The sequence below is a fragment of the Corynebacterium sp. HMSC04H06 genome (genome assembly GCF_001815935.1).
Lineage (GTDB): Bacteria > Actinomycetota > Actinomycetes > Mycobacteriales > Mycobacteriaceae > Corynebacterium.
The window spans coordinates 1-12,871 of sequence record NZ_KV823464.1 but is presented as its reverse complement, the minus strand read 5'-3'; the positions used below and the strand labels follow the sequence as shown (position 1 = coordinate 12,871).

The window sequence follows — 12,871 nt, the reverse complement described above, 5'->3', positions numbered from 1 at the left end:
CTCAGTCCAACTAATGGGGAGCAGTTCACTTCCCGGGGCCGGCGGCTTTTTCGTGTCCGCGGCAGGTGGCCCTGCCCCGCGCTACTTCACGTAGGTGCCGACCTTGGCGTAGATTTCCGGCATCTGCTTGTCCACGCGCTTGCCGCAGATTACCCAGGCCGCCGCGTAAATCGCCGCGGGTAGAGCCACAGTCACCAGCGCGCCCAGGCCGGTGAGCAGGGCCGAGGACTGGCTCACCCCGAGGATCATCAGGATTCCGCCGGGCGCAATCGGCAGCCAGCCGGCCAGCAGCACGACGAAGGCGCTGATAAACGCCGCGGCCTGCATGCCGGACTTGTCCGTCCAGGGGTTCGCCCCGGGCGCGGACATGGGGTACGGGTTAAAGGTGGTCATCACCATGGACAGGCCGCAGGCCGACAGCAGCAGGCCCAGGGTGGCCACACCCACGAGCACGGTCAGCGAGGGATCGGGCTGGATGATGAGCAAGATGACGAAGAGGACGACCGCCGCGATAACGCCCGGGGTGATCATGGCCAGGTGGCGGGCGTAGAGGAAAACGCGCGGGCGCACCGGTACTGCCATGGTCACCCAATTGCTGGGCCCGGCGTAGCCGAAATCGTTGGAGGCACTGATCCCTCCCAGGACCCCGGTAAAGGCCAGGAAGAACAAGCCTTCCATCCCGCGCTCGCCGAAGCTCATCACGACGGCGAGGATGATCATCACCGGCAGGAGCAGCAGCGTGGACGACAGCCGCGTATCGCGGATAAAGTAGCGCAGCACGCGCTTGTATTCCATCGCGCCCGGGCTGGCATAGGGCAGGCCCGCCAGCCGCAGGGCACCCACGCCCTGGGCCCGGGTCCCTTCCAAGACCTGCGGCCCCGACTCGTAGGCCTGGCGGAAGCTGCGGGCGGTCTGCCGGCGCCACAGCCACAACCCCAAGGCCAGGAACACCACGGCGGCTAGCAGCTGGCCTAAAGCCTGCGCCCACTGCCCGTTGGCTACCGATGCCGCCCAGCCCATGCCGGCGCCCAACGGCGTCCAGGCGGCGACCTCGCCGAAGCCGACTATCGGCAGGCCCTCGACGCCCAAGTTCTGGACGGCGATGAAGCCGAAGATCAACACCACGAAGCCTACCCCGGAAACCATGGACGTTCGCGTCTTGCTGGCGCCCATCTCCTTGACCGCTAGCTGCGCTCCCCCGGCAATGACCTCGGTCCACACCACCGCCAACGCCAGCGAGACGGCCTGGCCCAAGACGAAGACCACGATCATCGCGGCGGCGCCGTTGGCCGCCAGCACGAAGGAGCCGGCCACCGCGAAGATGAGCGTGACCGCGGCGGCGATGAAGACGCGGCTGGACCACAGCGCCACCCGCGCGAGCCCGCGCTCGGCCGTTGCGGCGTCGATGGGCAGGCCGCGCAGATCCATCGGCCCGACCTGCCGCTCACCGGCGGGCATGAAGATGCTGACGACGATCAGAGCCGCCGTGCCAAGGGCCACGGCACCGGTCAGGGCGTGGAAGCGGCCCGGGCCGGTGGAGACCTCCAGGCCCACGTTCAGGGTCACGCTGACCAGTCCGATGAGCGCGTAGAAGCCGAAAAGTGCCACCATCCACGTCTGGGACGGGTTGGACTTAAAGCTGCGCGTCCACAGCGTGCGGTGCAGGGAAAACAGCGTGGCAGGCACCGAGGCCTTAGTCATCGCGACCACCCCGCAGCCAGCCCAGGGAGCCCGCGGCCAGTGAGCCGCCGCCGGTGAGCTCAATAAACAGGTCGGTCAGGCTGCGGCCCTGGCGCACGTTATCGACGTGGCCGCAGGTGGCCACTCGGCCGCGGTGGATGACCGCGACGTGATCACACAGCCCCTCGACCAGCTCCATCACGTGGGAGGACAAGATGACGGTCTTGCCGCCGGCCACGAACTCCCGCAGGATCGACTGGATAAGCCGGCCGGAAACCGGGTCCACCGCCTCTAGCGGCTCGTCCAACACCAGCACGTCCGGGGCGTGCAGCAGGGCGCCGGCCAGCAGGATCTTCTTGGTCATGCCGGCCGAATAATCCGCGATGTACTTGGAGCCTGCATCGGAAAGCTGCAGCGCCGCCAGCAGCTCCTCGGAGCGACTGGCTACCACGGACTCTTCCATCCCCCGCAGCGCGCCCAGGTAGTAGAGGTATTCGGGGCCGCTCAGGCGGTCGAATACCGGGGCGCCGTCCATGAGCAGCCCGACGCGGGCCACCGCCTGGTTGTGCTCGGCCCACACGTCGTGGCCGGCCAGGTAGGCCTGCCCGGCGTCGGGCCGCACGAGCCCGCAGGCCATCGTCAGCATGGTGGTCTTGCCGGCGCCGTTGGGGCCCACGATGCCGTAGAGCGAACCGCGCGGGATGTCCAGGCTGAGGTTGTCCACGGCCGGAGTGCCGGAAAAAGTTTTACTCAGGCCCCGCACGGCGAAGGCCTGAGTGGTCGGATCAGCGGCGAGCTGGGGAAAATTGGGCTGCGTCATGCCTGACACATTATCAGCCACCTATCAGCCCCGCAGGATAAACCTAAACGCCGGCCGGCTCCTTGGCGTCGGCGGAATCCTCGTCCCGCTCCTCGGCCGCCAGCTGGCCGCAGGCCGCGGCGATCTCCTGGCCCTTGGTATCACGCACCGTACACGGCACACCCTGGGCCTGGACGCGGCGGACGAACTCATCCTGGCGCGCTTTCGGGGCCGCGTCCCACTCCGAACCCGGCGTCGGGTTCAGCGGGATGACGTTGACATGCACCTTGGAGCCCAGCGCCTGGTGCAGCTTGCGGCCCAGCATGTCCGCGCGGAAGTCCTGGTCGTTCTTGTCGCGGATTAGCGCGTACTCGATGGACACGCGCCGCGAGGTCTTGTCCACGTAGTAGCGCGCGGCGTCCAAAACCTCCTCGACCGACCAGCGGTTGTTGATCGGCACCAGGGTGTCGCGCAGTTCGTCGTCCGGCGTGTGCAGGGAGACCGCCAGGGTGCAGGAGAGGTCCTCGTCCGCCAACTTGCGGATGGCCGGGGCCACGCCCACGGTCGAGACGGTCACGTTGCGCATGGACATTCCGAAGCCGAAGGGCGCGGGGGCGGTAATCTGGCGCACCGCCTGCACGACACGCTTGTAGTTGGCCAGCGGCTCCCCCATGCCCATGAAGACGATGTTGGACAGGCGGCCGCCCTCCGCGGCCATCTCCTTGGCCGCGTTACGTACCTGTTCGACAATCTCCGCGGTGGACAGGTTGCGGTCCAGCCCGCCCTGGCCGGTCGCGCAGAACGGGCAGGCCATGCCGCAGCCGGCCTGGGAGGAAATACACAGGGTCGCGCGGCCCGGGTAGCGCATGAGCACCGACTCCAGCAGGGTGCCGTCGTGCAGGCGCCACAGGGACTTGGTGGTCTCCCCGTCGTCCGTGCCCGAGTGCTTGATGGGGGTCATTAGCTCCGGGAAGAGCGCGTCCTGGATGTCCTGCCGGGCACTGGCGGGCACGTCGGTCATGTCCTCGACGTTGTTGGTGTAGTGGACGTAGTAGTGCTGCGCGAGCTGCTTGGCGCGGAACTTCGGCAGGCCAAGCTCGGCGAGCTTGGCCACGCGCTCATCGTGGGAGAGGTCGGCGAAGTGCTTCGGCGGCAGACCACGCCGCGGGGCCGAGAAGTTAAGTTTCACAGACTGTGCCATAATGCCTCCCATTTTGGCACGTCTACGGGCCAAGTGCCCAATCTAAAGGCGTCCGCGCGGCCCAGAAGTGGCGCAACCAACCCGCGACACGTTTAAATATTTATATGACACATTCCCAAAACGCAGAACCGGATTACACCGACGCCTACGCGGGCGCCGGCGCGACGAACTCTAAGGCCCCCGCCACCACCGGCGCGGGCGCAGATTCCGGTGCCCTAGAGACCACCCCCGCCACCGACGAGAAACCGCAGGGCAAGGGCAAGGTCTCCGGATCCTTCGCCGCTTCTACCTGGGTCGCTCTCATCATCGGCTTCCTGCTGCTTATCCTGCTGATTGTCTTCATCATGCAGAACCAGCAGTCCGTGCCGGTCAACTTCCTCGGTTGGAGCGGCGACTTCCCCGCCGGGATCGCCTTCCTGTTGTTTGCTATCGCCGGCGCGCTGATTATGGCGTGCGTCGGCGGCTGGCGCATGTTCGAGCTGCGCCGCCAGGTCAAGCGCGCCGGGCGTTAAGTCGCCAGGTAGGACATTGCCACCCAAGTGACCATGGCCGACGGCAGCATGCCGTCGAGCCGGTCCATCAGGCCGCCGTGGCCGGGCAGGATGGCGGACATGTCCTTGATACCCAGCTCGCGCTTAAACTGGGACTCCACCAGGTCGCCCAAGGTAGCGCAGAAGACCAGGCCCACGCCCATCAGCGCGCCAATCCAGGCGTCGGTGTGGAGCAGGAACTTCACGCTCAGGGCGCCGGCCACGGTGCCGAAGAGAATCGAGCCGGCGAAGCCTTCCCAGGATTTCTTGGGGCTCACCGCCGGGGCCATCGGGTGCGAGCCGAACATCACGCCCGCGACATAGCCGCCGGTGTCCGAGGCGACCACGCACAGCATAAACGTCAGGATGGAGGCCGAGCCGCTGGCCAGCGGGGTTTCCACCCGCGAGAGCATGGCGGCAAAAGTGCCGAAGAGGGGGATCCAGGTCAGCACGAAGATGCCGACCGACATGTCCCGCATGTAGTGGATGGGCGGGCGGTGCCGGCCGTTGTGGAACAGGCGCCCGAACATCAGCGCCAGCACGGCCGTGACGTAGACCGCCACCAAGCCGCCGGCTTCCGCCGGCCAGGAAATCCAGACCATGGCCTGGCCGCCGATAATCATCAGCGTGCGCGGCAGGTGGTAGGAATGCTCCCGCAGGCGGGTGAGCACCTCCCACATGGCCACGCCGACGGCGACGGAGACCACTAGGTACCAGGCCAGCGGGCCGGCCCAGACCGCGAAAATGACCAACGCCCCGAGGGCGACCCCTACCCCGGTGGCGGCCGAGAGGTTGCGTCCCGCGCCGTTCTTCGGCTTCGGCAGGTGGCGCCGAGCGGGCGCCGCCTCAGCGGGCGCGGGGTCGGGCGAAGCGGGGTTGGTCACTATCATTCCTTCAATTGGCAAAGAAGTATCGAAAGGGCAATAAAACTTGGCCCCCGCGGCAGGCTATTCGCGTGACGCGGCGGCACCCTACTCAGATCGCTGACGGCGAGGCTAGACCTCCATCAGCTCGCTTTCCTTGTTCTCGACCAGCTTGTCGACCTGCTCGATGTAGCCGGAGGTGATTTTCTCCATCTCCTTTTCGGCGGCCACGACCTCGTCCTCGCCGGCGTCGCCGTCCTTCTGCAGCTTCTTCAGCGACTCCATGGCCTTGCGGCGGATGTTGCGAATGGCAATCTTTCCGTCCTCGCCCTTGGACTTGGCCAACTTGACCATGTCCTTACGGCGCTCCTCAGTCAGCTGCGGCACGGTAACGCGCAGCACGTGGCCGTCGTTGGTGGGGTTAACGCCCAAGTCGGAGTTGCGGATGGCGTTCTCGATCTCGCCGATCATCGACTGCTCGTAGGGTTTGATGAGCAGCATGCGCGGCTCCGGGACCGACACGGTAGCCATCTGGGTGATAGGCGTCGGGGCGCCGTAGTACTCCGCCACCAGGCCGTTGAACATAGCGGGGTTAGCGCGGCCGGTGCGGATGGTCACCAGCTGCTCGCGGGTGTGCTCCACCGAAGCGGCCATGTGCTCTTCCGCGCTGAGTTGAATATCGTCGATCATGAGTTAACGTTTCTCCCTTGAAATATCGAAACTAGCTGGGGAAAACCCTAGCAGGTTTGACGCTTCTTTTGCTATTAGGACTGCACCAGGGTGCCGATCTGCTCGCCCGCCACGGCGCGGGCGATATTGCCCTCCTGCAGCAGGTTGAAGACCAAGATCGGCATGTTGTTGTCCATGCACAGGCTGAAGGCGGTCGCGTCCGCGACCTTGAGGCCCTTCTCGATGACCTCCTTCGGGGTGATCTCCGTGTAGAGCTCGGCGTTAGCGTTGATGCGCGGGTCGTCGGAGTAGACGCCGTCGACACCCTTGGCGAGGAAGAGGACCTCCGCGCCGATTTCCAGCGCGCGCTGCGCGGCGGTGGTGTCCGTGGAGAAGTACGGCATGCCCATGCCGGCGCCGAAGATGACCACGCGCCCCTTTTCCAGGTGGCGCTCGGCGCGCAGCGGCAGGTAGGGCTCCGCGATCTGCGCCATGTTGATGGAGGTCTGCACGCGGCAGTCGACACCCAACTGCTTCAGGAAGTCCTGTAGGGCCAGCGAGTTCATCACCGTGCCCAGCATGCCCATGTAGTCGGAGCGGGCGCGGTCCATGCCGCGCTGGGACAGCTCGGCGCCGCGGAAGAAGTTGCCGCCGCCGATGACGACGGCGATCTCGGTGCCGTTGTTCGCCACCTCAGCGATCTGCCGGGCTACGTTTTCGACCACGTCCGGGTCGATGCCCACTTTGCCGCCGCCGAACATCTCGCCGCCGAGCTTGAGCATTACTCGCTTGTAGCCGGTCCTGTGTGCGCCTTCTGGGGTGGTTACAGGCATGTCGTCTCCTTTGTCATGGAACGTAGAACAAGGTTTCTTTCGTTTCGACTTTTAGTCCAAACGCGAGTCGCATTCATTCTACCCACTCCGGCCGCCCGCTTCCCCATGCCCCGCCCGCGCTTCCCCTTGCCGGCGCGTAGCACCCCCTAACGCAACAAACCCCAGGAAGCATGCCTCCCGGCTGGGAGGCAACTTCCTGGGGTAAAGCCCGCGCGCGTACGTGCGCTGGGGCCGAGGCCTATATTTAGGCGCCCACCTCGTAGCGGACGAAGCCGGTGACGGTGGTGCCGGCTTCCTCAGCTACCTGCTTGACGGTCTTCTTGCTGTCGGAGACCGAAGCCTGCTCCAGCAGGACGACGGACTTGAAGAAGCCGTTCAGGCGGCCTTCCACGATCTTCGGCAAGGCAGCCTCCGGCTTGCCCTCCTCGCGGGTGGTGGCCTCGGCGATCTCGCGCTCCTTCTCCACGATCTCGGACGGGACGTCCTCGCGGGTCAGGTACTCAGCGTTCATCGCGGCGATCTGCAGAGCGACGGCGTGAGCACCCTCGGCGTTGCCCTCGTAAGCAACCAGCACGCCCACTGCCGGCGGCAGGTCGGCGGAACGCTGGTGCAGGTAGGTAGCGACGTTGTCGCCCTCGATGGTCACGGCGCGACGAGCCTGCAGCTTCTCACCAATCTTGGCGGACTCTTCGTCGACCAGGGTCGAGACGGCCTTGCCGTCGATCTCCACGGCGTTGAGCTCCTCGGTGGAGTTGGCCTTAGCGGCAGCGGCGGCCTCAGCGATCTTAGCGGCGAAAGCCTTGAAATCCTCGTTCTTCGCCACGAAGTCGGTCTCGCAGTTAATCTCGACCATGGTGTTGCCGGACACGGCCACCAGGCCCTCGGTAGCTTCGCGGTCTGCGCGCTTGGAGACGGACTTAGCACCCTTGATGCGCAGCAGCTCGACGGCCTTGTCGTAGTCGCCGCCAGCTTCCTCGAGTGCCTTCTTGCAGTCGAGCATGCCGGAACCGGTTGCCTCGCGCAGTGCCTTGACGTCTGCAGCAGTGTAGTTCGCCATAATTCGGGCGATCCTCCTTGTGTAAAAAACGATGTTCGATGCACAAGCGTAGCCGATTAGCTCAGGTGCCGCCGGCGTAGGGTGGCCTTTTCACACTCCCCAAGCCGGGCTGAGGCCCGCTTGTCCTAAAGCTTCAGTGCTCATGCCGCTTGCCTCGGCACTCACCGCGCCCGCGGCGGGTGGTGTTTAGCCAAGGTAAGCGTCCACCAGCATACGCTACAGCAAACCCCCGGGCCCACCGTCTCCGACGGGCGCGGGGGTAACTGTTATTCAAGCCTCAATCGAGGCTTAGTTGCCGGCCGGCTGCTGGCCTTCCGGCTTCTGGACCTGGCCCTCAACCTTGAGTGCGTCGTCCGGGGACTGCTCGGCCTCGGTAGCGGAAGCCGGGTCGGAAGCGGCGGCGGCCTCAGCGGCGTCGCGCTGCTCCTTGGAGGCGGAGTCACCGGCGGCTTCCTTAGCGGCGGCCAGCTGGCGCTCTTCGCGAGCCTTGCGGCCCTCCTCGACTGCGGTGGCGACGATGCCGGTCAGCAGCTTGGTGGAGCGAATGGCGTCGTCGTTGCCCGGGATCGGGTAGTTAACGTCGTCCGGGTCGCAGTTGGTATCCAGGATGGCGACCACCGGGATGTTGAGCTTGTGAGCTTCCTTAACCGCGATGTGCTCCTTGTTGGTGTCCACGATCCACAGTGCGGACGGAGCCTTGGTCATGTCGGAGATGCCGCCCAGGACGCGCTCCAGCTTGGTGCGCTCGCGGTTGAGCATCAGGACTTCCTTCTTGGTGCGGCCCTTGTAGCCGTCCTCGGCCGCGTCCATGGCCTGGAGTTCCTTCATGCGCTTCAGACGCTTAGCAACGGTCTGGAAGTTGGTGAGCATGCCGCCCAGCCAGCGGTGGTTGACGTACGGCATACCAACGCGCTCGGCCTCTTCGGCGACGGCTTCCTGGGCCTGCTTCTTGGTGCCCACGAAAAGGATGGTGCCGCCGTGTGCGACGGTCTCCTTGACGAACTCGAAGGCCTCATCGATGTAGGTCAGGGTCTGCTGCAGGTCAATGATGTAGATGCCGTTACGGTCGGTGAAGATGTGACGGCGCATTTTCGGATTCCAGCGACGGGTCTGGTGGCCAAAGTGCACACCAGCGTCGAGGAGCTCGCGCATGGTTACTACTGCCATGTTTCGCTCGCTTTCCTAGTTCGGTTTTGGTTTTGGACAAATGATTCGTGCGGGTTTTTGTCCCGCACCCTGGCTACGAAGGCCGTGGCCAACACCCCGCTTTAACCGCGGGGACCGCGTTGGCCGCGACTGCTGCGCACCTTCTAGCAGGAGGCAGCGGCTTCGCCGCGCGTAGTCAGCACGCCCGCACGCGTGTAAAAGATGATAAAGCTCTGGCACGCACGCAAGACATACTGCTGCGCTCCATAATAGCCCGAAATCCTGGCCGCGCCAAAACAGTAGCGCGCCTGTGGATAACCCCGTGTTGACAGGTCAACCAAATCGGCCGATTTTCGGCGAGTTATCCACAGACCGCGCGGTTGCCTCTTCCCCCGCCGGCGGCATCCGGCTCACAGTGAAGGCATGACTATTCAACGAATTGTTCCCCGTATCCTGTCCGCCTGCTGTTCGACCACCTTTTTCCTGTTTCTGCTAGCACCCCCAGCCGCCCTGGCCTACGTCGATCCCGTCTCCGGCTCCCCGAGCCCGGGCCAGGTGCTGCGCGGCTTCGACCCGCCGGCCCAGCGCTGGCTCGCCGGCCACCGCGGCGTGGACCTGGCACTTGCGGTCGGCTCCCCGGTCCACGCCGCCGACGACGGCCGCGTCGCCTTCGCCGGGGTGGTCGCCGGCAAACCGGTGGTCTCCATCGACCACGCGGACGGCATCCGCACCACCTACGAACCCGTCCACGCCCGGGTCCGCCGCGGCGAGGCCGTCACCGCCGGCCAGGTGATCGGTACCCTGGGCCACCCGCACGACGGCAATCCCGGCCTGCACTGGGGCGCCAGGCGCGGCTCGGAAGACTACCTCGATCCGCTCAGCCTGTTAGGTCAACCGGTCATCCGCCTCAAGCCACTCTAGGGCGCTTGCCCTTCTCAGCCGGCCCCCTACGCCCGCGGGTGCGCCTGCCGGTAGACCTCCTGCAGGCGCTGCGCGGAGACGTGGGTGTAGACCTGCGTGGTCTGCAGCGAAGAGTGCCCTAAAAGTTCCTGGACCACGCGCAGGTCCGCCCCGCCTTCGAGCAAATGCGTCGCCGCGGAGTGCCGCAGACCGTGCGGGGATAGGTCCGGCGTGCCAGTCACGGCCCCGGCGCGCTCGACGATGCGCCTGACCTGCCGCACATCAATCCGCTTGCCCCGCACGCCGACAAACAGCGCGTCCTCGACGGCGGCCATGCGGGGGCGGGCATCGTCGAGCCAGTGCGCTAGGGCATCGGCGGCCGCGTGACCGAAGGGCACCACCCGCTGCTTGTTGCCCTTACCCGTGACCCGGGCGGTGCGCCGGTCAAGATCGACGTCGCCACAGTCCAGCCCGGCCAGCTCCGCGACACGCATGCCGGTGGCATACAACAGCTCCAGGATGGCGCTGTCGCGGGCGAATTCCTCCTCGTTGTGGGAGACCGCGTTACCAACCAGCTCGCCGGCCTGGGTGGTGCCCAGCACGGTCGGCAGGTGCTTGTCCACCTTGGGGCTGACCAACCGCGCGGCCACGTCGGCGTCCAGGTACCCCTGGCGCTGCGCCCACGTGGAAAAGGCGCGCACCGCCGCGGTCCGGCGTGCCAGGGTGGATCGGGCCTTGCCCTGGCTGACCGCCTCCGCCAGCCACGCGCGCAACGCGTTGAGGCGAAACTCCGCGAAGGTGCCCACGGTCCGGGACAAATCGAGCAGGTCGGAGCGGTAGCCGCGCACGGTCGCCGTGGACTTGCCCTCTACCAGCCGCTGGTGTTCGGCGAAGTCCTCGATCGCCTCGGCCAGCTGGCCGGCGGGGCGGGGCGTGGTAGTCATGCCCCACAGTCTAGTCCGCGGGTGTGGGGACTTCGCGGGGACCTTCGCCCCTGGCGCCTAGTGCCCGTCGTGCAGGCTGTCGCGGATCCACAGGTTGCCCTGGCGGCGCACCAGCTGCTGCTTTTCCAGCACGACTAGCAGGTGGATGGCCAGCGGCAGCCGCATCCCGGCATCGCGGGCGATGTCCTGGGCGCGCGCTCCCTCGGCGCAGTCGCTGGGCGGGACGGCGTCAAAAACGCGCAGCTCGTTGCGCGACAGGCGCTGGGTGGGGCTGGCGGCGAAGTCCAGCTCAAACTGCTCGCCGGCGTCCACCTGCCCAACCGGGCTGATGAGCTCCCTAATCTGCTCCCCGTTCGCCACCAGCTGAGCCCGCTGGTCCTGGATGCGCAGGTGGCAGCCCACCGACCCGCGGCCGGTAATCGGCCCCGGCACGGCCATGACCACCTTGCCGAGCGCCTCCGCCCAGTTGGCGGTGTTCAGCGCCCCGGAGCGAAACGACGCCTCCACCACCACGGTCCCGGCCGTTAGCGCGGCGACCAGCCGGTTGCGCGTGAGGAAGCGGTGGCGCTGCGGCGTGGTGCCCGGCGGGTACTCGCTGATCATGACGCCGCGGGCGGCGATGGCGTTCAACAGCGGCTCGTTGCGCGCCGGGTACGGGTAATCGACGCCGCACGCGGCCACCGTCACCGTGCACCCGCCGCTGTCGAGTGCCTGCTGGTGGGCGGTGGTATCAATCCCGAGCGCCCCGCCGGAGACCACCGTGACGTGGTGCTGGCACAGGTCCCGGGCAAGCAGCTGCGTCGCCTCGTAGCCATAGCGGCTCATCGCCCGGGTGCCGACTAAGGCCACGGACTCCCGCACGGCCTGTTGCAGGTTACCGCCGCGCACCCACAGCGAATGCGGGGCGACGGCCTCCGCGTCGAAGCTGGCCGGAGCCTCCCCCGCCGCCTGGGCGAAGAAGCCGAAGGCGCGCTCAAATTCCTCGCGAGGCCATTCCGGGTCCGCGGGTGTAATCAGCCGGGCGCCGACGCTACGGGCGGCCGCCAAGTCCTCGTCCTGGCGCAGCCAGTCACGCCGGCTGGCGGTCTGATGCAGAAGCGGGCCTACCCAATCTCGGGCGTGGTAGACGCCGTAGGCGACCTCGTCGACCGGGTACTCTCCCAGGAGCGCAGCCAGGTGCCGCGACGGGCCCTCCACGACCCGGTTCAGGTAGACCCAGGCGTCGAGCTCGTTACGCAAGTGAAAATCGGACATAAAAGTATTCCTCCCCCTGTGTTTGTCTCATCTAAAGCGTCGAGTCCTGCCGCAGCTCCAGCGCCTGCGAGACCAGATCCAGGTCCGGTTGCTTGAGCCCTGCCAGGTCCGCGAGCGTCCAGGCCACCTTCAGCGCCCTATCGATGCCTCGCTGCGTGATATCCCCCATCAGCAGCAGGGCCTTGAGCGTTTCCATCGCGTCCTCCGTCGCCGGGTATTCCCGGCGCATCCAAAACGTCGGCACCGCCGCGTTGGTGCGGGCATCCAGCCCGGCCTGCCGCCACCGGGCGGCGGAACGCTCCCGGGCCGCGGCCACCCGCTCGGCGATGACGGCGGAGGGCTCCTCCTCCGCGCTGCCGATGACCGCGCCCTGGGCGTTCAGACTCAGGATGATGTCCAGGCGGTCGCGCAGCGGGCCGGAGATGTTGCGCAGGTAGTTCTGCCGGTCGGCGGAGCGGCACCTGCAGCGGGAGGCCTGATCGGCCCCGCAGCGACACGGGTTGGCAGCCATGACCAGCTGGAAGCGCGCGGGGAAGCTGACCTCCCGGCGCGCCCGGGACACGCGCACGGTGCCCTCCTCCAGCGGCGCGCGCAGCCCGTCCAGGAAGGCGGCGGGGATTTCGGAGACCTCGTCGAGGAATAACACCCCGTTGTGGGCCAGGCTGACCGCGCCGGGCCGCACGCGCGCTCCGCCGCCGCCTAACAGGCCCGCCCGCGTCACCGAGGAGTGCGGGGCGATAAACGGCGCGTGTCCGATGACCGTCCCGGCCGATCCCGCCAGCGAGTGGACGGCGGTGGTCTCGACAGATTCGTCGATGCTCAGCGGCGGCAGAATGCTGGGCAGGCGCGCGGCGATCATGGACTTGCCGGAGCCGGGCGGGCCCACCATCATCAGGTGGTGGCCGCCGGCCGCCGCGATCTCCGCGGCCTTCTTCGCCGGCGCCTGTCCGGCCACGTCCCGGAAGTCCAGCGGCGTGCGCGGCGCCCGCGGGTGC

At 66.9% G+C, this 12,871-nt stretch carries 13 protein-coding genes; 2 read left to right on the top strand and 11 right to left on the bottom strand.

Features of this window, described 5'->3' with window-relative positions:
- Positions 1-81: 81 nt before the first annotated feature.
- From HMPREF3067_RS10850 to rlmN, 3 genes are read right to left on the bottom strand one after another with little or no spacing between them, the layout of a single operon-like run.
- Positions 82-1,701 (bottom strand): hypothetical protein, encoded by a 1,620-nt coding sequence (locus tag HMPREF3067_RS10850; protein WP_070769734.1) that lies wholly within the window; start codon positions 1,699-1,701, stop codon positions 82-84.
- Positions 1,694-2,500 carry an ABC transporter ATP-binding protein gene (locus HMPREF3067_RS10845; RefSeq protein ID WP_070769733.1) on the bottom strand — a complete coding sequence of 269 codons (807 nt, stop codon included), beginning with the start codon at positions 2,498-2,500 and terminating at the stop codon, positions 1,694-1,696. The genes HMPREF3067_RS10850 and HMPREF3067_RS10845 overlap by 8 nt, the downstream gene beginning before the upstream one ends.
- A gap of 43 nt (positions 2,501-2,543) precedes the next feature.
- Positions 2,544-3,680, bottom strand: a complete 1,137-nt coding sequence (rlmN, locus tag HMPREF3067_RS10840) for a dual-specificity RNA methyltransferase RlmN (RefSeq protein WP_070769736.1) — start codon at positions 3,678-3,680, stop codon at positions 2,544-2,546.
- Positions 3,681-3,784: 104 nt separating this feature from the next.
- Here rlmN and HMPREF3067_RS10835 point away from each other — a divergent pair, with 104 nt between their 5' ends.
- Positions 3,785-4,192, top strand: coding sequence for a LapA family protein (locus HMPREF3067_RS10835; RefSeq protein WP_070769732.1), 408 nt, complete (start codon positions 3,785-3,787; stop codon positions 4,190-4,192).
- Here HMPREF3067_RS10835 and HMPREF3067_RS10830 read toward each other — a convergent pair.
- The 5 genes from HMPREF3067_RS10830 to rpsB form a co-directional block, all read right to left on the bottom strand.
- Positions 4,189-5,094 (bottom strand): phosphatidate cytidylyltransferase, encoded by a 906-nt coding sequence (locus tag HMPREF3067_RS10830; protein WP_246819309.1) that lies wholly within the window; start codon positions 5,092-5,094, stop codon positions 4,189-4,191. The genes HMPREF3067_RS10835 and HMPREF3067_RS10830 overlap by 4 nt on opposite strands.
- Positions 5,095-5,205: 111 nt before the next feature.
- Positions 5,206-5,763: a ribosome recycling factor gene (gene frr, locus HMPREF3067_RS10825; RefSeq protein ID WP_070769731.1), complete on the bottom strand. Its 558-nt coding sequence runs from the start codon at positions 5,761-5,763 to the stop codon at positions 5,206-5,208.
- A 74-nt stretch (positions 5,764-5,837) separates the two neighbouring features.
- The gene (pyrH, locus tag HMPREF3067_RS10820) at positions 5,838-6,575 is read right to left on the bottom strand and encodes a UMP kinase (protein WP_070769730.1); all 738 of its coding nucleotides are present in this window, start codon (positions 6,573-6,575) and stop codon (positions 5,838-5,840) included.
- 244 nt (positions 6,576-6,819) lie between these two features.
- Positions 6,820-7,632, bottom strand: coding sequence for a translation elongation factor Ts (tsf, locus tag HMPREF3067_RS10815; protein ID WP_070769729.1), 813 nt, complete (start codon positions 7,630-7,632; stop codon positions 6,820-6,822).
- 288 nt (positions 7,633-7,920) lie between these two features.
- The gene (gene rpsB, locus HMPREF3067_RS10810; RefSeq protein ID WP_070769728.1) at positions 7,921-8,799 is read right to left on the bottom strand and encodes a 30S ribosomal protein S2; all 879 of its coding nucleotides are present in this window, start codon (positions 8,797-8,799) and stop codon (positions 7,921-7,923) included.
- Positions 8,800-9,201: 402 nt separating this feature from the next.
- Here rpsB and HMPREF3067_RS10805 point away from each other — a divergent pair, with 402 nt between their 5' ends.
- Complete coding sequence (locus HMPREF3067_RS10805; RefSeq protein WP_070769727.1) at positions 9,202-9,699, top strand: M23 family metallopeptidase; 498 nt, start codon at positions 9,202-9,204, stop codon at positions 9,697-9,699.
- Positions 9,700-9,725: 26 nt separating this feature from the next.
- Here HMPREF3067_RS10805 and HMPREF3067_RS10800 read toward each other — a convergent pair whose 3' ends face one another.
- The 3 genes from HMPREF3067_RS10800 to HMPREF3067_RS10790 all read right to left on the bottom strand — a co-directional run.
- Entirely contained in the window at positions 9,726-10,622 is an 897-nt protein-coding gene (locus tag HMPREF3067_RS10800; protein WP_070769726.1) for a tyrosine recombinase XerC, read from the bottom strand.
- A gap of 57 nt (positions 10,623-10,679) precedes the next feature.
- Complete coding sequence (gene dprA / locus HMPREF3067_RS10795; RefSeq protein WP_070769725.1) at positions 10,680-11,876, bottom strand: DNA-processing protein DprA; 1,197 nt, start codon at positions 11,874-11,876, stop codon at positions 10,680-10,682.
- Positions 11,877-11,907: 31 nt separating this feature from the next.
- Positions 11,908-12,871 (bottom strand): ATP-binding protein (locus tag HMPREF3067_RS10790; protein ID WP_141759403.1); only part of this gene is annotated, 964 nt, incomplete at its 5' end.